17 protein-coding genes are annotated in these 23,801 nt (G+C 28.8%); 10 read left to right on the top strand and 7 right to left on the bottom strand.

Features of this window, described 5'->3' with window-relative positions; all coding sequences use genetic code 11:
- Nucleotides 1-3: 3 nt before the first annotated feature.
- The 3 genes from DRF75_RS01230 to gyrA all read right to left on the bottom strand — a co-directional run bounded on the left by DRF75_RS01230 (nucleotide 4) and on the right by gyrA (nucleotide 4,071).
- Nucleotides 4-606 carry a hypothetical protein gene (locus DRF75_RS01230; RefSeq protein ID WP_045170771.1) on the bottom strand — a complete coding sequence of 201 codons (603 nt, stop codon included), beginning with the start codon at nucleotides 604-606 and terminating at the stop codon, nucleotides 4-6.
- Nucleotides 607-718: 112 nt separating this feature from the next.
- Nucleotides 719-1,357, bottom strand: a complete 639-nt coding sequence (gene nth, locus DRF75_RS01225; RefSeq protein WP_045170770.1) for an endonuclease III — start codon at nucleotides 1,355-1,357, stop codon at nucleotides 719-721.
- 17 nt (nucleotides 1,358-1,374) lie between these two features.
- The gene (gyrA, locus tag DRF75_RS01220; protein ID WP_045170769.1) at nucleotides 1,375-4,071 is read right to left on the bottom strand and encodes a DNA topoisomerase (ATP-hydrolyzing) subunit A; all 2,697 of its coding nucleotides are present in this window, start codon (nucleotides 4,069-4,071) and stop codon (nucleotides 1,375-1,377) included.
- Between the two features lie 449 nt (nucleotides 4,072-4,520).
- Here gyrA and DRF75_RS01215 point away from each other — a divergent pair, with 449 nt between their 5' ends.
- The 8 genes from DRF75_RS01215 to mnmA all read left to right on the top strand — a co-directional run bounded on the left by DRF75_RS01215 (nucleotide 4,521) and on the right by mnmA (nucleotide 17,071).
- Nucleotides 4,521-6,440: an ATP-dependent helicase gene (locus tag DRF75_RS01215; protein ID WP_129992522.1), complete on the top strand. Its 1,920-nt coding sequence runs from the start codon at nucleotides 4,521-4,523 to the stop codon at nucleotides 6,438-6,440.
- Nucleotides 6,441-6,719: 279 nt separating this feature from the next.
- Nucleotides 6,720-7,907, top strand: a complete 1,188-nt coding sequence (locus tag DRF75_RS01210; protein ID WP_129992521.1) for a hypothetical protein — start codon at nucleotides 6,720-6,722, stop codon at nucleotides 7,905-7,907.
- Between the two features lie 1,069 nt (nucleotides 7,908-8,976).
- Nucleotides 8,977-9,885, top strand: a complete 909-nt coding sequence (locus tag DRF75_RS01205; protein ID WP_235424707.1) for a hypothetical protein — start codon at nucleotides 8,977-8,979, stop codon at nucleotides 9,883-9,885.
- A 312-nt stretch (nucleotides 9,886-10,197) separates the two neighbouring features.
- Nucleotides 10,198-11,646: a hypothetical protein gene (locus DRF75_RS01200; RefSeq protein ID WP_045170766.1), complete on the top strand. Its 1,449-nt coding sequence runs from the start codon at nucleotides 10,198-10,200 to the stop codon at nucleotides 11,644-11,646.
- 159 nt (nucleotides 11,647-11,805) lie between these two features.
- A complete protein-coding gene (locus tag DRF75_RS01195) occupies nucleotides 11,806-12,864 on the top strand; it encodes a hypothetical protein (protein ID WP_052453668.1) in 1,059 nt (352 codons plus the stop codon).
- A 181-nt stretch (nucleotides 12,865-13,045) separates the two neighbouring features.
- Nucleotides 13,046-14,077, top strand: coding sequence for a hypothetical protein (locus DRF75_RS01190; RefSeq protein WP_045170765.1), 1,032 nt, complete (start codon nucleotides 13,046-13,048; stop codon nucleotides 14,075-14,077).
- 415 nt (nucleotides 14,078-14,492) lie between these two features.
- Complete coding sequence (locus DRF75_RS01185; protein ID WP_045170764.1) at nucleotides 14,493-15,503, top strand: pilus assembly protein PilT; 1,011 nt, start codon at nucleotides 14,493-14,495, stop codon at nucleotides 15,501-15,503.
- A 464-nt stretch (nucleotides 15,504-15,967) separates the two neighbouring features.
- Nucleotides 15,968-17,071 (top strand): tRNA 2-thiouridine(34) synthase MnmA, encoded by a 1,104-nt coding sequence (gene mnmA / locus DRF75_RS01180; RefSeq protein ID WP_045170763.1) that lies wholly within the window; start codon nucleotides 15,968-15,970, stop codon nucleotides 17,069-17,071.
- A 1,129-nt stretch (nucleotides 17,072-18,200) separates the two neighbouring features.
- On the opposite strand, the gene DRF75_RS01175 is transcribed toward mnmA, so the two are convergent.
- The 3 genes from DRF75_RS01175 to DRF75_RS01165 are packed head-to-tail and all read right to left on the bottom strand — an operon-like array spanning nucleotide 18,201 to nucleotide 19,888.
- On the bottom strand, nucleotides 18,201-18,713 hold the full coding sequence (locus DRF75_RS01175) for a demethoxyubiquinone hydroxylase family protein (RefSeq protein WP_045170761.1): 513 nt from the start codon (nucleotides 18,711-18,713) through the stop codon (nucleotides 18,201-18,203).
- Entirely contained in the window at nucleotides 18,697-19,176 is a 480-nt protein-coding gene (locus DRF75_RS01170) for a disulfide bond formation protein B (protein ID WP_235424706.1), read from the bottom strand. Before DRF75_RS01170 ends, DRF75_RS01175 begins: the two co-directional genes overlap by 17 nt.
- A gap of 4 nt (nucleotides 19,177-19,180) precedes the next feature.
- Nucleotides 19,181-19,888 (bottom strand): phosphatidylglycerophosphatase, encoded by a 708-nt coding sequence (locus DRF75_RS01165; protein WP_045170759.1) that lies wholly within the window; start codon nucleotides 19,886-19,888, stop codon nucleotides 19,181-19,183.
- Between the two features lie 173 nt (nucleotides 19,889-20,061).
- Here DRF75_RS01165 and rpmG point away from each other — a divergent pair, with 173 nt between their 5' ends.
- Nucleotides 20,062-20,232, top strand: coding sequence for a 50S ribosomal protein L33 (gene rpmG, locus DRF75_RS01160; RefSeq protein WP_045170758.1), 171 nt, complete (start codon nucleotides 20,062-20,064; stop codon nucleotides 20,230-20,232).
- On the opposite strand, the gene DRF75_RS01155 is transcribed toward rpmG, so the two are convergent.
- Nucleotides 20,210-22,960 (bottom strand): ankyrin repeat domain-containing protein, encoded by a 2,751-nt coding sequence (locus DRF75_RS01155; protein WP_235424705.1) that lies wholly within the window; start codon nucleotides 22,958-22,960, stop codon nucleotides 20,210-20,212. The two genes, rpmG and DRF75_RS01155, sit on opposite strands and share 23 nt — an antisense overlap.
- A gap of 386 nt (nucleotides 22,961-23,346) precedes the next feature.
- Here DRF75_RS01155 and DRF75_RS01150 point away from each other — a divergent pair.
- Nucleotides 23,347-23,801 (top strand): hypothetical protein (locus DRF75_RS01150; protein ID WP_205745102.1); only part of this gene is annotated, 455 nt, incomplete at its 3' end.

Raw genomic sequence — 23,801 nt, 5'->3', positions numbered from 1 at the left:
TTATTAATTTTCATAAATTTGTAGCAAATCCATCGCATTTTTATATACAATAGGTTCAGAATCTGCACTAACTACTATTTCCTTTATTACTCCAATGGCACCACTTATATCATTATTCCTCAACATAGACACCGCGATTGCTTCTTTTATGGATGATGTGTAAACTTCAGATTTTTTAGATAAAAACTGTTGAATTTTGTTTTTCAATAAATCCAAATTATTTCCTTTAAGCAATGCTATTACCTCTAAATACTCTGCCAATTCTCTTAATTCAGGAGTCAGACGTTTATCAGCAGCCAAATCAGCATATATTGATTGTGCTTCTTGTGTTTTATCTTCACCATACATGCTTGCTAATTTAAATTTAGCTAAATATTGGTAGCTAGACTCATCACTTTTAGCAACATCGTTCAATATTTTTATCATTTCATCATCGCTAATTTCATTCATTAACGCATCATACATCATATCACCCATGTGTTGTGATATCTTTTCATGATGATTATTTATCCATGAAACCATTCCAGCAAATACTATTAATGACACCACTGCAACAACACATACCCATTTCAACTTTGAGAGAGTCTTAACTAAGTTTAATCTCATAAAATGTCCAACAAACTACCAAGATGGTATCACTGTAAGAAAATAAATGTACACAGTCAATCATTTTAGGCAAAAATAACAAATACTGACATACCTCTCACTATCAATTCATTCAAACACAACAACTTTTATTTCCATACTCACACAAATCTTTAACGATACACTGATCACACAATGGTTTCCTAGATTTACATATATATCTCCCATGTAATACCAACCAATGATGTGCATATAATAACCACTTCTTTGGTATGACATTTAACAATGCATATTCTGTTTTTAATACATTATTTTCATTTACCAACCCTATTCTATTACTTACTCTAAATACATGAGTATCAACAGCAATAGATGACAATTTTAACCATGTGTTTAAAAAAACATTTGCACTCTTTCTTCCTACACCTGGTAATTCAATGAGCGCATCAAAATCTAAAGGGACAGTACCATTATATCGATTGACAATAATTTCGCTTAATGCAATTATATTCTTAGATTTCGCATTATATAATCCTATTGTGTTTATATAACTTTTTAGCCCCTCTTCTCCAAGATCTAACATTTTCTTTGGAGTATCAACAACATCAAATAATTTATCCGTAATCTTATTTACACTAACATCAGTAGTACGGGCAGATAAAACTATTGCTACCAACAAAGTAAAATCATTAGTGTACCTCAACTCTATCTTTGGGTGAGGATTATGCTCTTGAAATTTAGAAAATAGTAAATTTATCTTCTCCTGATTCATTGATCTGCATACATAACTTATACATCATCATCAATCTCAGAATTATCCTTAGCATCAATTATTTTTGCTACAGAAACAACTTTCTCATGTTTCTCAGTTTTAAACAAAGTAACACCCTGGGTACTTCTACCAATAATTCTAATATCACTGACAGCAATACGGATTAACTTACCTTTATCCGTAATTAACATTATATGGTCATTAGATTCAACGGGGAAACTAGCCACTACATTCCCATTTCTTGTAGTTGTTAGGATATTAACAACACCTACTCCACCCCTTAAAGTAGTACGATACTCATACGCAGAAGTTCTCTTTCCAAAGCCATTTTCAGTCACTGTCAAAATAAATTGTTCATTTTGCACCATATTCATAAAAATATCTTGATCTAGCCCAAGATCAGCCAACATTTTTACCATTCCTGTGCCAATAACACCTCCTTCTTTAACAGCCATACGCTTATCTAAAGGTACTTTTAAATATAGATCTTTCTTTTCAGAATCTATATCCATAGCTAGCAATACTGACATAGAAATTACATTGTCCTGCAAAGACAATTTAATTGCTCTAACACCATCAGACATTCTACCTTTAAATTGGCGAACATTACTTACAGAAAACCTAATACTTTTTCCTAGTCTTGTAGATAACAACACATGATCTTCTTCTTTACATACTTTAACAGATATCAAAGTATCACCTTCATCAAGTACCATAGCTATTTTACCATTGCTAGGTACATACTGAAAATCTGCAAGTGCATTACGTCTTAAATTACCTGAAGCAGTTGCAAACATAATATTTAACGCTTCAGCATCTTCTACATTATCAGGCAGAGGCATTACACTAGTAACTGCTTCATTTTCACTAAGTGGAAAAATATTTACCAATGACCTACCACGTGATGTAGGTTCACCTAAAGGAAGCTTATAAACTTTTAATTTGTATACTCTACCAATGTTAGAAAAGAAAAGTACACTAGTATGAGTATTAACTACAAAGAGGTTAGTTATTACATCTTCTTCTTTGATAGCCTGCCCTATTCTTCCTTTCCCACCCCTTCGTTGAGCACGATAATTTGAAAGTTTAGCTCGTTTAATGTAACCACTCATAGTTACAGTAACTACCATGTCTTCCTTTGGGACAAGATCTTCAACATCAGTTTCAAAATGTGAGTAATCTATAGTAGTTCTCCTAGGCACAGCTAGCTTAGTTTTAACATCCACTAACCCATCCTTAATAAGCTTTAGCAAAGCTTCCTTGTTCTTAAGAAGTTCAGTATATTGTCTAATCATGGACACCATTGACTTTAAGTCAAGTTCCAATTTTTCCTTTTCTAAATTCGTAAGACGTTGTAACTTCATTTCCAATATTGACTTAACTTGTACTCCTGTTAATTGACATACATCATCAACCACAAGGCTCTTAGTATCAGCAACAAGTTCTATCATCTCTCTAACAGATGTTAAAGCATCCCACTTACATTCAAGTAATCTTTTAGTAGCCTCTGCTGTATCACGAGATGACCTAATAATAGAAATCACTTTATCAATATTTAATACAGCAATATACATTCCTATATACAAGTGAGCTTTTTCTCGAACTTTCCTTAACCTAAATTGCGTACGACGAGTTAGAACTTCTTTTCTATATTTAACAAATGTAGATATAATGTCCAATAATGACATTACCTTTGGTTTATTATTATCTAATACAAGTGTATTAATACTGAAAGTCGTTCTCAGTGGAGTTAATCCCAAAATTTGATTCAACACCACCTGATAAGATACTTGCTTCTTTAGTTCAATTGCAACTCGGATTCCCATTTTATTAGATTCATCTCGTAAATCTAATATTCCCTCTATTTTTTTTTCTTTAACTAATTCATGGATACGCTCAATAAGCTTTGCCTTATTGACCTGATAAGGAATTTCATCAATAATTATAGCTTGTTTACCAGATGGCAAATCTTCTAAATGAGTTTTACCCTGAACAATAATCGTTCCCTTACCTGTCATAAAAGCAGAACGTATACCAGCATCACCTAAAATAGTACCACCAGTAGGAAAATCAGGACCACGAACTATATTAATCAACTCATCAAAAGTAACTTCAGGATTATCTATATATGCTATACAAGCATCTATTACTTCTCCCAAATTATGCGAAGGAATATTAGTCGACATACCAACAGCAACACCACCAGCACCATTTACTAATATGTTAGGAAATTCTGCAGGTAATACTACAGGTTCTACTTCATTTTCATCATAATTAGGACGAAAATCTACAGTATCTTCATCTATATCATTTAATAAAAAATGTGCAGCTCTTGCCAATCTAGCTTCTGTATAACGCATAGAAGCTGGAGGATCACCATCTATAGATCCAAAATTACCTTGACTATCAATCAATGGTAATAATAAAGAAAAATCCTGAGCCATCCTTACTAACGAATCATAAATCGCTGCATCTGCATGAGGATGATATTTCCCCATCACGTCACCAACAACACGTGCAGCTTTTTTATATGGCTTACCATAATCATAACCTGATTTATACATAGAATACAAAATTCTTCTATGAACAGGTTTCAATCCATCTCTTATATCAGGAATTGCCCTACTAATTATCACGCTCATTGCGTAAGATAAGTAAGAATCTTCTAATTCTTGTTCTATAGAAACCGGTATGACATTATTGAGATCACTCATCTAATACTTATTAACTAACATTAAAAATATATCAAACATCTTAATTCTCAAGCACATCAAGGTCAAGTAATTGTTTATAAAACAAACAACCAATAATTCTTATCAAAAGGTAAACTCAGTATTAAGTACAATCACACTAAACAATTGTATTAACAAATATGCTTACAATTCCAAAGTTGAAATTCAAGATGTAGCAAACAAAAAATTATATCAATCTAAAATTCATTCTTAATAAAAAGTATTAATTTTTTAGATAAATATATAGCTTTTACATGACAACACAAAATATATATAATTTCATCACTTTGCAATAAACACATTTTACAGTCTACTATCTGTTACATTCTACTATTACTAGAAAATCTTTCATAAATACAATTAAGATCTTACTTTGACTGTATAAGAAAAAGAATATAACATACTCAAAATAACCATGAATTTATTGCATTATGGAAGATTACATTACTTCACTTAATGAAGATCAAAAAGAAGCTGTTATTAACATAAACGGTCCAATATTAATATTGGCAGGAGCAGGTACAGGTAAAACTAGAACTGTGACCTCAAGAATAGCGTACATAATCAATAATAATTTTGCATTACCTAGCCAAATACTAGCAGTGACATTCACCAACAAAGCAGCAAATGAAATGCTTGCTAGGATTAGTGAAATGACTCCTGTATATAATATTTGGCTAGGAACTTTTCATGCAATAGCAGCAAAAATTTTAAGACAACATGCTGAAACAGTTGGATTAAAAAATGATTTTACAATCATTAATACAGATGATCAGCTACAAGTAATCAAAAATATTGTCAATGACATGCACCCTGAATATGGATCAGATGCTCATAAAATTATATTAAATAAAATACAAAGATGGAAAGATAGGTCTCTTACGGCAAATAATATAACCGAAACAGAGTTATACAAACCTATCAATACGGTTGCATTAAGTACATATCATGTCTATCAAGAAAGACTAAAATTTTTAAATTGTGTTGATTTTGGAGATTTACTACTATATAACATTCAAATATTTACTACACAACATGATATATTATCTTACTATCAAGAAAAATTTAAATACATAATGGTTGATGAGTATCAAGACATCAATACAATTCAATATCTATGGTTAAGACTATTAGCACAGAAATATAAAAACTTATGCTGTGTTGGAGATGATGATCAATCAATATATAGCTGGCGTGGAGCAGAAGTAGGAAATATTTTAAAATTTTCTGATGATTTCCCAAACGCAAAAGTTGTAAGACTAGAGTGCAACTATAGATCAACATCTAATATCCTAAATGTCGCTACAGCAATAATAAACAACAATAAATCACGGTTAGGAAAAAAATTATGGACAACAAATGAGAAAGGACAAAAAGTCAATTTAATGAAATTTTGGGATAACAAAGCAGAAGCACAGTATATATGTGAGTACATTAAAAATTTACATGATTATCAGTTCAATGAAACAGCAATTTTAGTCAGAGCAGGATTCCAAACAAGAATATTTGAGGAATATTTTATCAAGTACAACATACCATACAAAATAATTGGTGGCACAAGATTTTACGACAGACAAGAAATTCGAGACATTATTGCCTACTTAAAAATAACAGCAAACCCCAACAACGACATTGCTTTCGAAAGAATAATTAATAAACCTAAACGTCATATAGGAGCATCAACTCTTAATAAAATATATTTATGTGCTAAACAAAACAATACATATTTTCTAAATGCTGCAAAACTTTTAGTATCAGGCAATCAATTGTCTGATAAAGTTTCTAGGTCTTTAAATCACTTACTCAATAAAATTGATTCTTGGAAAGAATCCTTATTATCTGATTCAATATCAAATACTGTTAAAATGATAGCCTACGATTCAGGGTACATAGACATGTTAGAAAATGAAGGTGAAAATGGGCTGGCAAGAATAGAAAATATAAAAGAACTTTTTTCTGCACTATTAAGTTTTAATGATGTAAAAGAATTCTTAGAACATATCAGTCTTGTGACAGAAATGGATTCATTAGATTACAATGACAATTACACATATATTATGACATTACACGCAGCAAAAGGCCTAGAATTCCCTATAGTATTTTTACCTGGGTGGGAAGAAGGAATATTTCCACACGAAAAATCTTTACAAGACAGAACAGGAGAAGCACTAGAAGAAGAAAGAAGGTTAGCTTATGTTGGAATAACACGAGCACGTGAACAACTATTCATATCATGCGCAGCAGTACGAGATATCAACAACTGGCGCCAACAAATGAAAATATCAAGGTTCATTAAAGAATTACCTGCAGAACATGTACAAGTTATAAAGAATATTTCAAGTTATTACTAACATCATTTAATTCACTACCATACCTCATAGAATAACATTAAACCATCACTACAATAAATACCTAAAATTGAATATGCTATAACAACTGCATTAACATGTATGCAAGTACCACCATAGATCATACAATCACCTAGTAATACTTTTAACGCTTCATATTATACAACAAATAATTGTCTTAATCATTTATATAAATTCTACAATAGAATTTATTAACTATTAAATAGTTACACTTAAAATGTTATACGTATTATAAATATTTCAACTATTAATAGAATCCTTATGTTAAGTCAATTCAGAATTATATGGCAAAGGTTATCTACGCCATCATTTATGAGAGCATTAGATGGCTTTAGTATCCAAAAAATTAGAAATACAAAATACGATGTCTGTAGAACAGGTGAACAAACCTGGAAAGACATGCAAAGAGACAGACTCTTGATAAACTACTTATCCATTGACTTCAATAAATTGATTGAAGATTTCAATAGAAGTAACACAACACCACTACAAGACGAGGAATATCGTATAGTACTACATTCAATATTTAATTCAACATTTAATACTATCGCTGGAAGACGAGTTCATCCACTTCTTATAGATGAATGTATAACAATGATGAATCAAACATCATTACATGGTTCGTTATGTACAGAGCTAATGCGTTATGTTGGACAAGATATACAACAAAGAATATTTCCTGAAAATGCCATTCTCCCAGCTGCACAAAATTTTGACACTAAAATTCAAGTAATCTCAGATACACAATTAAAAATAGAATACACAGAAGCCATGAATTTCAGAGACGTAACATCAGGAGATAGTGTTTGTAGTGCAAATGGAACATTTGACTTCTATATTAATGTGAATCCGGACAATTCAATAACATATAATAATCCTAAAATAAAACTTGAGTTACCAACACAAATATCATCACAGATATTCAGTACTAGGATGGTCATGATAAGAAATATGTTTTCTCCATTGCGTAACACAGTTCGCAGAATATTATCATTCATCACTAGAAGTAGCTTTAATAGCATAAAACAATATAAAATAACAGATGCAAATGAAATATCGACTATAGAATACAATGTACCAGGGCATACTTGTACACCAGTATTACTAACACAATATAAACTAATAAATACAATAGAAAACACCAAAGAAAATACCACAGAAGAAACACCAGAATCACAAAGACGCAACACAGAACCTCAAGATCATACTCCAGAAAATAATCAAATTACCGTTTCTGCAATGGTTCATGCTGAACCAGCAATACTACCTATAACAGAGACAACCAATGAACTAAAGGACACTCAGCAATCAGGCAATACACAGCAAATATTAACTTCAGCATCTGAAATAGGTTATCAACAAACAGGTAGTGAATTTCATACACAGTTAGATCAAGCAACAACACAATCATTTGGTGATGGAAAATCTACTTCATCTCGTTCCTTATAATAAAATACACATTTTATATAACAGATTTATACCTGATTACATGCCAGTATTATCATATTCTTATACTTAAAAATTTTTATACAGTAAAGCATAGAAATTTTCTTACATAGCAAAATTACTGTGTAATAGGAAGTATTTAATATAAGCAATAACTTTCTATACATTTAAAAGCTCATCTTAACATACTTGTCTTTTTGACAATTTTTATATAAATATAATTTATATTATATGGCAAGATAAACATTACATTGTCACAAGATAAAATATTACAGGTTATAATCTTGTATGTAGACTAACAAACCACTATAACATGTTTCACACCTTGAAACTCTTTAATAAATAACAATAAAAAACACATTAGTATACAAAGGTTACAGACCTGATATTCAATTCATAATAAATCATCATGCAATAAAAAATATAAACTTTAGTGATATCACATCAAAACCACAAACTACTTTAATACACAATTCAGAAACAGGAAAATCAAACATATAAATTGAATATCACAATAACAACACCATTCTTACTTCTACAATATGGCATTTACAGAACCACTATTACAAAATATTACATTTATACAGCATATATTGTACCTTAACAGTCTAAACATTTAATCATTAAACAATAACTATACAAATAAAATATCCATAAACTACAAGTATTTTACCATATACTATAGAAAGCATTTAAAAACACTAATGTTTCAGAAATATAAAATTTATCCTATAACATTGCAAGATTAGTACCATTAAAAAAACGTTAATAAATATGTGCTATCGATAACTTATTAAGCAAATTTATATTCAGTTCAAAATACTAGATACTTCATAATAAATCAATAATACATATTTTTTACAACATAGAATATCAATTTATTAGATAAATTTATTCTATTTTTATATTATAATATATAGATTTTAAAGAAAAGAATTAATTTATTAGAGATATTATGATAATATACACATAAAACATACTGATAGTATAGAACATGCATAATATAATTTTGATAATCAGCATCACTATAGCATTAATCATGCTAATAATTATGCTGTTATTTATTAAAAATATGAGTAAAAGATCTAACAAACTATTTTTTGATAAACAGTTAACTAATATATCTAGAGATTTTATACAAACTATATTTTATCCAACAAACCATGAACAACAAAATATAACAAACCCATTCCACAATATTTTTGCAAAGAAATTAAGTATAAGTATACATGATCTAGACGATAAGTTATTTGAACAATTCCCTCAAGTACTACAATCTTATCAATTAAAAAATACATCTAATCCATACATTTATAAACATTTTCAATATATATCACAGGTATTAAAAATAAGAAAAACTGATAACAATTTTAAACAATACCGCCACATAATAGCTCTAGCTGCAACTTTAGATGAGATGTTTGTAAAATTTAATAATGCAGAAATTCATCCAGATATAATACATGAAATAGTTTATCACTTCTATCAAAACACATATGAACAAGCAACAACAAGAATATTAAATAATATTTTTAACGTAGAAAAAACACTGACCCACATTATTAAAGCAAAATCTACACATATACTATTTAGAATATATAATGATAATTTAATAAATATAAGTATAAATACTCACATTTCATTATCTGAAGCTATGACACCCAACAAAACACATAATTTAAACGCTATACTCTCTTTTGATATATCACGCACAACAAACTCAAAGGTATCCGACAACACCTTATCATACAATTATACATATCTAAATTTATTCATCCCTAATAGTATGAAGCAATATACTACACAAGAAAAAATCACAGTAGAAGATGTACTATCTTCTAACATAATACAAAATCCTAATCATGCTATATTAAATCACAACAACCAATATGAATACAATCCTGATATTCTTTTATTAAATTATTGCATACCAAACCCAACAGCTAAATCTTTATTTAAAGATAAATCACAAGCAATATAAAAATGCTTCAGATATTTTTAATACTATTCATCACATTTCATGTCATCAACTATTGTGTATTTTTATTCGCAAACCAGCATACAAACTAATATACTCAAAAATAATTATGATCAGGTAACTTATATATTTAATTTTAAATAGTATAAATACACTATAATTATCACATTATTAACAGAAAACTTAAGTACTTAATAAAATTAAAAATATTTAGTAAATAATAGAAGCATCACATGCAGCTCAATAAAAAATAACTTTAATTATTTTTAAATATAGATTAACATTTTTATAAGTTAATTTTTTAACAAAGAATATATGGATAATAATATCCAATATGCACTAGCAGCAATAATCTTACTACTAATATTGTTTTTAGTAGTATTGATTACCTTAGTTTTCAGAATGCTGCATAATTACAATTATCATAAATTGCACCAATACAACACATTACATCAAGATAATACAATAAATATATCTCCAAAAAATATATCAAGAAGCTTATTACAAAACATAATCTCTATAGCAGATCACCATAAACAACAAGTTATTACAGGAGAAGCACTAGTGCCATATGTTACATTACAAAGTAATGGACAAACACCATGTGACCAAGCAATAAAACTTCACATTTCAATACATGACACTCACTATAAAGAGTACTCATATTTTCAGAACGCACACGAATTATTCCTTGAAAATACCAGAAAATACACTAGTTATTTATTCAGGGTATTAAAGATACCAGAACAATATTCTACTACCCATTTCAATAAAACATATCATCATAGAATTGGATGGTCAGCAATCCTTGATACGATGTTTACAACGTTTTGTAAAAAATCAACAGACAAAAATTTCCTTCCACCTAGACCAGAAATAATACAGGAAATCATAACTAATCTTCGTTGGGATGGTTATAATATACTAGCATATAAAATTCTTTATCACATGCTATACAAAACACCAAATACCACACAAATAAATATTTCTCAAAACTCTAACATTACAAAATTAAACTTCACATTAACAAATACACGCTATAGAATTAAAGTTGATATTACAACAAAAGTGTTAATATCTAGAACTGAGGCACCAACTATAAAATATCCAATTGATATAACACTTTCTTTTTATATATCATGTACAAGTCAAGGAAATGATCATTCTATATGCTATCAAGATACAAATCTCAAATTGCATATTCCCACAAAATTAGCAGATTGCATAAACACAGGTCCTATTATTAACGATATACCAGAGGATCCTAACTATGCAATGTTATTCAAAAAACAACAAATATCTGGTACTCACCTCTTGATAGAATATAAATTACCAAATCTTGTAATTACACCATTATTGCAAAAGCAAAATTATCACTATTTAGAATCACAAGCACAAAAAGTGCAAGCAGGAGAACAAACAACAGAAACAAAACAAGAAGTAAGTACCAGAAATAAAACATCCAACACTCAAGATATATTAAAAGATCAACCATTAAATGGTGTAACTACACCATTCCTACCACAGCAAAATTATCAAGGATCACAAAAACAACAAGCAGTAAATACTATACAAAAGTCATTACAAGTTTTAGGTGATGCCTCATCTTACTTTATAAGACAAGATTGTAATTATTCTTCACAACAAAAGAGACAAGCAAAAAAACAAAAAACAGAAATAAAACAAGTAGCAAATGTTGCAAAAAAAATGTTATTACAACCTTTTGGTGATGCTTATTCTTACTTTATAGTTAACAATAGATAGCTTGTAAATATTTTTAATTAATATTAAAAAAATATTTTATATAAGATTTTAATAATTATTAGAGTAAATACTTTTATATTTATAAATTGTACTTAATAATATTAAAATTAATTATTATTCTCTATAAATATTACATATGTATACTTTAGGAATTTAACCATGAATGATAATACTAAAATAATAATTGCTGTGTTAACAACAGCATTCTTAATATTTATTGCATTGTTAATATATATTATAATTAAATTTCTAAAACATCATCACAACATTCCATTTGACGTATGTATTAATATATCAGAAGAAAGTATAAAAAAATCAATGTTCGCACTTACTTGTGACGATCAACCAAACACTACTGCTATAAGATGTAGTACATCACATCGAGACTTTAGTGGTATAAAATATCATATAAATGACATACCAATCAATATAAATGACTTTCCCAACAACACTCTTGTGTTAAAAAACATGTTAGAAAATGGTACAAAACAAACAGATAACTTATACTATCAATTAATAATGAAACATAAAGCAGCTATAATACAAGCGTTAAACATAAGTGATAAAACATGCTATGAAATATTCCAGGATAGGATAATTATGGCTGCAATTTTTGAAGCTGCATTTAAAGGTATTACTAATATAACACCCAGTATCAACATAATACATGAATTAGTAAGTCACTGCAATCAGGCAGGTAACTTCATCATGCCAGGAGAATTTTTAACAACAATCTTTAAAGAACATAAAAATTTTTTCCCAAGTACACATTCCAAAAATAACAAAGCATTATTCACTATAGAAAATGCAGAAGAAATAACATGTTGTATTGTTTCAGATATTGCAATGTATAAGTACACAAATACTAAAGAAATTAGTGAATCTCAATTGTCTTATTTCCAATCTAAGCTAACATTTACTATATCATCAAAAGACTGTCCTAACTTTTCTTATACACGTTATAAAGATATTACTTTAGAGATAATAGTACCTGAAAAAATGAAAAAGTATATTACAACTTCAGACATCACTGATGAATCTTATAATAGTAATATTACATTAATTAATAGGACAAAAACTGTAGATAATGAAACACGCCTTATATATTCATTACCAAACTTTAATATTCCTTCATTAATAAATAGAGAAAACTTAGATGCTATGTCTCGTAATAGTTCAATTTCTATTGAATGCTGTAGAACAGCAAAACAACACTAATATTATAAATAAGATTTGCAACATTTTAGTAAATAATACAACTCATATTAATTAATATATTTACCAAACTAGCGCAAGGAGATATAATATTATTAATTTTCACTAACACAATATATTAAGCAACAATTATTTAACCTGAGCAATAGCTTCTATATTGCATAAAACTTCATGGAAACTTTTTATGTATGAGACAATCGCTATATCAATTGCTTTAGTAGCACTATTTATACTCTTTATATCAATGCTAATCATAATATCTTTATGCCTTAGCAAAAACAATAAAACTGAAAAACCAGAAATTTTTCAACAGTATTTTTCTTCCCTCACAGTAGAAGATATGCCAAAACTTATGCTTTCCATTTCAAATGATGGAAAAAACGATACTACATTCGATATAATCACTGGCACAACATTTCTTACTGATCTTCATCGAACTGACATTAAAATTCAAAACCAACAAACTGATAGAAATGAAATAAAAAACATGTCCTTAAGCTACACATACAGTCAGCAACAAGACCCATTTACAGATATGTACTTATCATACCTATCAAGTATAAATGCACATGATGCACAAAAAAGTATCTTAAATTTATCAAATAGAATTCATGGAGCTGCGATTTTAAATAACATTTTCTCAAAAATAGATGGAAATATAGAAATCCAACAAAATATTATACATGAATTAGTGACACACTTTCATCAAGGAGGATATTTAAGTACTGCATATAATATAATAAATAACATTTTCAATCCAAATCTAAAAGTAAGTGATTATGCAATACAAGGAATCAATACTATCACATCTATAAACTTAATAAATAATTATACAATAACACAAAATATTGAAAATTATATAGTTGTAACACATATAAATGACATCGACAATACTGATGCACTAAAATATAAAATCAAATCTCAATTAACCTTTTCAATGCTATCAACCCCAAATAACATTTATAGTCCTATTTCATACGAAAATATAAAATTAACATTACATTTTCCTGAAAATATGAAACGATATATTATAAGGACAAAACCAGTCAAATACTATAACAAAAATATAACAAATGCCATACTAATAGAAAAAAGCCACAATAGAGTAGTATACCAACTACCAAATTTTATATCATATAACATATTACAACATTGTGGACAATATTTACAGAATGTACAGAGTACCACAGTAGCATACACACATAACAACAAATAAAATATTTATCACTATTTCTTCATAAAAAATAAAAAGGATAAAGATACATTAGCACGTCAGTTACTAAACTTTAGACTTCATAATATATTACATATTTAATAAAAGTATTCACATGCATAAAAAAATCCACAGTTATTATCTAAGAACATATATACTAAAACATTACTAAACTTTTGAAATATTTTACATACTTTATACATGTCATTGATTGTAGCTTCTAAGTAACTTAAGATAACAACATAATAAAATCAAAACACATAACAAATGGTGTGCAATACTATTAAGCCAGTACAGATCTTAGTTCATTATCATTGTATTACAACACTTTAGATAAAATTAGCAATATCATAATAATATTAATAAGATTTCAATATGAAATTACATACCAAATTAATCATTATTAGAAAAATAAAATATGTTACTTTTCAAACAACTTATACAGTCATCTATAGGATACTCATCCAATTACTTATACTTAACACCAAATAATCCTCCAGCTATTAGGAGATTTAACAATATAGAATTTCTACATACTAAAAGCATACTCACAGAAGAGATAGAAGAAATTATAAAATCAATATTAAAAGCAGAAGAATATAAGATATATAAGGCCCAAAAATTTTTTAATACTACACTTAACTTTAACGACTCCCATCAACTATACATATATATTTCACATACTAGTCAGTCTTGCAAAATTACAGTTGACATTATAATAAATGAACTTACACTGGCACCAGAATTTGAAAAAGAACTTAATAGAATAATTAGCATATATTCAAAAGGTCTATTATTATTTACTGGTAACATATGTAATACAAATACTTTATTATCCATTCTACATCAGATTAATAATAACCAGAAAAAACACGTATTGGTTTTCAGCAATAACCAAATGTCAATTCAAAAAGCCAATAAATCACTAATCAGCATATATAATTTATCACAAGCTGAACCTACATTCATAAAAAATCAATCAGCTGACATTGTACTTTTCAGTAATTTTAATAATATTAATTTAATAAATACAGCCATTATGTGTATTAACATGGGATTATCAGTTATAGCATTTACTGATACCATTTCATGCTCATGTGCTTTAGAAGGAATTTCAGCATTATTTCCACACAAAAAATCAATTTTAAAAATACTTTCAACACATCTAGTAGCAATAATTACACAAGTTTTTATAAATAAAGTTTCTACTGATAATTTACATCTATATGAAATCATAGAATGCGATACCACAACACAACAATTCATTAGAGAAGATAATCTTTCAGAAATTAAAAACTCAGGTATTATAAAAAATATCAATGAGCTTATAGAAAAACATCAAATACACTACCATGATGTACACAACATATTAAAGAACTTATCAGACACTAAATTATATACTGAACCTGATCTCAATGATCTTTTCTAACTGTTATATAAAATCAATGTTTTGCAATGTCACTTCATAAATTTACATATATAACATTTATTCATACATAAATTCACAGCATCAACCAGCTATACAAAGTCACATACGCTAAAATTATACATTACAAAAATATAAAAATTATTTTCACAATACAGCTATATCTAAAATAACATACTGCACAAATTCACTAAACAATACCAAATATGCTTCAAATTTATCAAAATTTTTAAATTATATTACACAATATAAAATACAACACCCATAACACAATAACACTTAAAATAATGCCCTTAACCAATCATTACAAATTTATATCTATGATAACAACCTCACAAAAAACACATCAACAACATCAATACAGAAGCTATTCAAAAAAACCAATACATCACTTCATTAACAAGATAATTACATATTTCACATATAAAACTTACATGTTATAATGAAAAAAAGATATTTCATGAACAATGCTTGATGACTTTAAAATAGATCAACTCGTTAAAAATAAGTCACCTTCATCAACAACTGTAGTTGTCGCTATGTCTGGTGGTGTTGATAGTTCAGTAGCAGCAGCATTACTTCATAAATTAGGGTACAAAGTTATTGGCATTACTTTACAACTATACAATAACACTAGTGGGAAAGGAGGATGCTGTGGCAGCAGAGATACTCAAGATGCAAAACAAGTAGCATCAAGTATGGGTTTCCCACACTACACTCTCAATTATGAAAAAGTATTTAGAGAAGAAGTAATAGAAAACTTTATAGACACATATGCACAAGGAAAAACGCCTATACCATGTGTAAAATGTAACCAAGTTATCAAATTTAGAGATCTACTCAATACGACTAAATCATTCGGTGCAGATGTTCTAGTAACTGGTCATTACATTAGAAAAGTAGAGCAAGATGATGAGATATATGTATACTCAAGCAAAGACACGAAAAAAGATCAAAGCTATTTTTTATTTGCAACTACAATAGAACAGCTAAAGTTTCTTAGGTTCCCACTAGGAAATTTTCATAAAGATAACATAAGAAAATTAGCAAAGTACTTTAACCTGTCAGTAGCAGCCAAACCGGATAGTCAAAACATATGTTTCGTAACAGACACATATAAAAACACAATTTCACACCTAAGGCCACAAACTGTAAAAAAAGGTCACATTATAGACATTAACGGAAACATATTGGGAGAACATAATGGTATAGTAAACTTTACAATTGGACAAAGAAGAGGTATTGGATTAGCATCCAAAGAACCATTATACGTTACAAAATTAAACCCAGATACCAATGAAGTAACAGTAGGTCCAAAATCTGCATTATTGCGAAACAAATTACACATAGAAAACATAAACTGGCTACTTAAAGATAAAATTCCATGTAATGGACTAGGTGTAAAAGTGAAATTAAGATCATCTCACTCCGGTAGTACAGCAATTATCTATCCAAATGATATAAACAAAGCAACCGTACTATTACAAGATACATATTGTACAGTAACTCCTGGACAAGCATGCGTTATATATGATGGAGACAGAATGCTCGGTGGTGGATGGATATGTTAAGAATGCAAAAATATTTTATAAATATCTACCTAAAAAATTACAAGACAAAGCAACATAGACATAATTTCACATTAATCTTACGAAAAACCCACTCTTAACCAGAGTATTATACATATTGCCACATATCCTACAGTACGATTTATCAACAGACTGTTCTAATAGATTACTTTTTGCAACATATTGTTTCACAAATAATTGTTTCATAAATAAATGCATACCTAATGTAAAATACAGCACACAATATATATCTGCCATAAACAACCATATAAATACAACACCAGGACAAACACAGGATACTATCAATCCAGTAAAAAACTTTGAATATCATTAAAATAAAGATTGTGTATTGTCTATACGCCACACAATAGGCAAGATTAACAAAAGCAAACAATACATTCTAAAATATTTATGTCAAAATATTAATGACTTTTTATAAAACACAACAAAAAAATTACTTATACACACAACAAGACCCATATAAGTATTTCTATAAAATAACCTTATTTATTTTAAAACGTCACACTTAGCAGCATTGTATCAATTACATTTTACACAAACCATTATCAAAGCAGATGCATATATAATAATACTACACACATTCCTTTTTTTACATACAACCTTTACTATATTTTCAACATGTCACTTTATATATTCTAGACAATAACATATCATCATTATATAAAATACAAAAGTATCTTTGCAGTAGTAAATGAATACTCTTTATTTCCTAAATTAGCAGATAATTAATATATTACAAAAACACATCAGAACCTTTATTTAACATACTTCAAATAGTTCACTTTCTGTTGTTTATTTCAACACATTACCACATTTTAAGTAAAACTACAGTACCATATAACTCAGAAACACACTCATAGAATTACAGAAAAAAAGACAAGATATTTATGTGTCACTAGAATCATGATTCCCATTTTACACTCAACAGTAATATTAATTATTATATATCCAGCAACATTACAGTTTTAAAACTCTTGAGATACTTTGTAAGTATAATAACCACGTGTTGTTTATATTCAAAACAACACCAATGGCTATAGAGAAGGTAAATAATTTACATAACATTATAGTACATTTACACTAAGTGAGTATCAATCAATATTATCAAGAGCTATATAACTTTAGAAATACAAATAGCAACTTTACATGCTTTCTTTATAAAAAAAGATAAGATATTATAGTTACCAGCATTACCAGAATTATGACACATGGCAGTATCATGATGTTCTATTTCTTCATTACGAAATTGTATAATCTTATCTTTCAACTCACTATCATCTAAAGTAGTAATTTGATCTTGATAATGATCACTTATTACTTCCTCTACAGCAACAGTACATGCCATAGCAGCATCTTCACCCATTAAAGCCGTAGTAACACCTAACATTACTCCCATAACATGCCATACTGGTAAAAAAACAGTAGGACGTATTTTTCTATCTTTCATAACAGAATCAAAATAATTAAAATGCTGCTGCTCCTGTTTTTTCATCTCTGAAATTTTCTGACCAACAGGCATTTTACGAAAAACTAACTCTTGACCAGAGTATATACAGACTGCTCCATATTCTCCAGCATGATTTACACGAATAGACTGCTCTAATAGATTATTTTCCTGTAACATATTGCTTCACAAATAAATGAATACCTAATGTAAAACATAATACACAATATATAAGATTGCATTCTGCAATAGATAACCCCATAAATACAACACTAGGACGAGCACAGGATACTACCACATTCACATCTAGTAAAGAATTTTTAATATCATCAAAACTCAAAGATTGTGCATTGTCTGTACATCCTACAATATCTGCCACCCACCCATGCTCGAGAGCAACATGATAACCTGAAATGAATATATTACACATATAACATAAACACATGACAAAAAACACTATTTTGGAAGGCTTAAATAAATAGACAACAAACAACCCAATATTAATAAAGTACGGTATACGTTCATATAAACACAATTTACAAGGAAGCATACCAAACAAATATTGAGCTATATATGCTACAGACAGTGCAACAACACTTGCTATAAAAAGTAAAGTTACATTGTAATTTTTTATTATACCCATCATTTTACCTGAATTTCATCAAAGTAAAAATATATTCATTTAGTGCTACTGCATCATGAATAGTTAAGTCAAAACATATAAATGCAGCAAGATACATTACTAACAATGTGTAAAGTACTAATATCAACCCTTCAGATACTATAGAAAAACAATTATTATATGATATTTGAAAATTAGAGATAGGCCAAGGTTTTATTATCTCAATTATATTAAAAAAGACAAATGGTATCAAAAAAAATATTAAAAAACGCATAAATTCATTAAACCAAGTAGGACATATAAAAATACTCTCACATATTCTTCCATAAAATACAGACAAGTAGTTATACACTGCAATTATTGCAGGCATAGCTAATGCAACAACTAAAAGTTGTCCTAATGCTATTTGTACTACTATAATATCACTTCTACTATCAGTAGAATTATGAGATTGAAAAACAAAGATTGATATTATAGACACTACAACAAGTACTAATGATATTTTCAAAAAAAATGCAGCTATTAAAGCACTTGTGACTAACAACCCATACGATACATAATACATTCCATATATCAAATAAAATAATATATAAGCCAGTATTAAAGATAATACTGCAGCCCAATGACTTTGCCATGCTGGTAAATATCCTGTACCCAAAAAAGTGCTTATTAATCTAGTTGGTAATATTTTACCTATAATTTTAACCAAGATTTGAAGCCAAGAAACTAACATAAACAAACACTACTAGTTAAAGCTAAAATTCTATATTTTAACTGATAAAAAGAAAATACAAAATATAATTAACGTTGATTAATATCTAATATCACTAACAAAAAATAGTCACTTGACTAGTAAGTAATTTATTAATATGCTTAGGAGGTTATTACTTAAGTTACTTGTTGTTTATGGCTAAAAAAGGTTCTACTTTACTTGTGAAACTAGCAAGCAGTGCAAAAACTGGTTTTTTCTATGTAAAAAAGCGCAATCCTAAAAAGTTAATTAACAAGCTCTCTTTTCGCAAGTATGATCCTGTAGCAAGAAAGCATGTACTGTTTAGTGAAGAGAAGCTAAAGTAGTGCCATTTGCACATTGTTCTACTGATTTCACAGAAGGTGAAACTTGTGTGTGTATTAATCGATCTGGCCTTTTAGCTGCTATACTATGCCTTCTCTGTGAAGTGTTACTCCTCATTTGTGATCTTTCTGATGTTTTGTTGATAACGTCTTGATTTACATCTATCATTACATCTTGCATTTTCTTATCACCACTTCCTTCAGTAGATGATGCCGAAGATAATATTTTATCACTAATATTTGTGCCCACGTATCCACTACTAACAGAAGCAGAAGAAACTGAATTATTGTCAGATGTAAAAAAACGTGTATCACTAATTTCAAGACGCAACAATTTTTCATGTTCCGTCAATTTAATATGATACATACCAAGTAGACAACAGCCCATACAAATTATAGCTAGTAAAAAAACAGTAATAGCAATAAAAAATATTTGTGTATTGCCACCTATGCCAAATGCATTTTGTAGTTCCTTGTTATATTTCAGAATACAAAATATTGCAATACATGTAATTAGTACAAAAGTTAATATGAGAGATACACCTAATTTAGCATAACTACATCTCTCCTTTTTTAAGCACCTATTCTTAATAATTTGATAAACTTCTTTTGTTATTAATCCTCTGTGCATTAATTTTATTACATAACTATTATCATTATCAAAAATCAAATTTTGCCTACTATCTTTAATTAGAAGACTTATAACCTCAGCATTACCAGTTTTTATCGCTACATCTAACGGAGTTTCATTATCTTTATTTGCATGCATTAATTTAATATCACGAAAAGATAATATTTTTTTCACTAAAGTAATATTACGTGACGCTATAGCTTGATGTAACAAAGTATTACCATTGCTATCACTACTTTCAAAAATCTTCTTCCACTCATTACCTTTACATTTCAGTTGTTCACACAAAAGCTGCAATAATAATACAGCACACATAACCCTACCATTCGCAATAGCAAGATCAAAAGCAGTCTGACCTGCATTATTTTTCTCTGAAACAATGTGTTGCCACCCTAATAGTAAAGCTTTTGTAAGCAGTCCAACCTTATTAGACACAACACACTGATGCAATAAATTATTACCATTACGATCCACAGTAGTTATTGGAGTATGCCCTTCACTATTCTTAATCGATAAATCTATATCACTACATGATAACAAACAACTTACTACATCTAATTTTCCTTCCTCAATGGCAAAATGTAATGCTGTACAACTCCTACCAGTATTCACCACTTCATCTATTTCACCATCACTATCATATATAGTTGCTTGAGCATTAACATCCACACCAAGAGTCAGACAACATAATATAGTATCAAGAGCACCACCAATAGCAGCATGATGCATAATATTCCTGCCCATACTATCTCTATCATATATAGCACCTGGCTTATGCTTCGCTAACAGCTGCAACACCTCTACTGAATTAGTACTTGCAGCTAAATGAAAAGGTGTTAATTGAGATTTAGAAGGTTGATGAAAAATTTTTGAATCACTCTCTAACAAAAACTTTGCACATTTTTTTGCATTATACAAAGCTGCAAAATGTAGTACTGTATAACCGTAAGCATTTACAGCATTAATATCTAATTTATACTTCTCAAACAGAAGCTTTAATAGACTTATGCTATCTGATCGCACTAATACACAGAGAATATTATCATTATCTGTGCCGTAACGCATATTAACTAGCTGCATATCCTGAACATCACTATGCTGCACTTCTGGCAAATCAGTCTTCGCACATTCTGCTTTAGCTTTTTTTATTCTTTCTAATTCAACTACGCATACAGTCTTTATTATATTTTCATGCGCTGCTTTACATATTCTAGACAACAATGATTCTTCATCACACACAACACGAGTAAAGTCTTTGAACATTTGCGCAATGTTTTTATTTTCTTTAGCATCTAAATCAAAATCTTCAACTTTGGCTTCTAGAATATGATTAACGCACTCTAAAAAATTATCAGAAACATTATTTCTTTGCTGTATTACTTGCAGTAACGCACTTTTTATTGCTTTTTCCAAGATACTATTGCGTTTTTCAAGTCTGTTTAAAACACGAGACATCACTTTAACTGCTAGGACATCTTCATGTTCTAACGCATACCACAGTGATTCTCCATTCAAACTTACATCAGTATACTCTATAACATCTTTACTAAAACACCTGACTCTAAGTGTACTTATTTCAGTACCTTTTTTACTAAAAGTACTATTAAAGACTAATGAAAGAAAAGCTTCTCTTTCTACTGAACCATCAGGAAATACCAACGCTAAACTACAAATATCACATATATAAACATGACCTTGTAAAACTTGGTTTTCTAAAGCATAATTTGAATGTATTGACTCAATGCTATTTACAATACTGTAACGTCCTTTTTCATCCTGAAATACAATAAACTGCAAATCTTGTTTTATCTTCTTTTTTTTCCTACACCTTAAAAATGATAAAAGTTCATTAAAAACAGAGGAAAAGTTATTAGCTAATGAAGCATCAGTTAACAAACTGTTTATAGCAAGCAATCGATCAGGAGGTATTCCTTGCGTCCTCACTTGACTTAATTTTGCAATATCCGATTCGGACAACACAAGTTTAGTATCATTAACGTTATTATTACCAGATAAACCTAACTGCTCATCATCTATCACTTCATCACTTTCATCTTGCAATATACTAGTACCGTTATTCAACATGTTAACTATCTTCATCTTAACTATGAGCTATATTTAGTAAGTTAACACTATGAAATATATCTTAATAATTGCGTTAAAGTAGAAATCATCGATTTTAAGTAATCATACTAAATTAATATTTTGTCACAACCCGACACAAAAATGAAAAAGTAAAGTTTAAAAAAACACTTAATTTATAGAAAACAAATAGTAGAAACAAAATATTAATAAATTATATTAATTACCTAAGTTCTTAGTATAGTCACATATTTATTAACTATTTTTATAGAAAAAGGTACAACTTATTAATATTGACTAATTTTTTTATAAATGTTAGACTATTAATGAAAATATTACCCAATATTTAAAAAATCTTAACATATTGGTACACGCTTAATTATTGTATTAATGGAAGAAATATTATGCCAAATAGAACACAAAACAATAACACTACACAAGAAACCCCAGTGACTAGTAACACATACAGTACAGAAGAAGAAAATATGATCAATCTTAATATTGAAGAGCAATTAATTAATAATCCAGAAATACAAGTAAATCCAAATATTCAAATAGAGCCAACTATTGCCGATGCAATGCAAGAACCAGATAATTCAAATGCTCAGATAGAAATAGCTAACACCAATGCAGAACAAGAAAATATTCTTAACAGTACTACAGAAGAAAATACGATCAATCTTAATATTGAAGAGCAATTAATTAATAATCCAGAAATACAAGTAAATCCAAATATTCAAATAGAGCCAACTATTGCCGATGCAATGCAAGAACCAGATAACTCAAATGCTCAGATAGAAATAGCTAACACCAATGCAGAACAAGAAAATATTCTTAACAGTACTACAGAAGAAAATAC

It is taken from the genome of Ehrlichia minasensis, from assembly GCF_004181775.1.
Classification (GTDB): Bacteria; Pseudomonadota; Alphaproteobacteria; order Rickettsiales; family Anaplasmataceae; genus Ehrlichia; species Ehrlichia minasensis.
The sequence above is the reverse complement of the archived record's forward strand: the minus strand, read 5'-3'. Positions and strand labels throughout refer to the sequence as shown.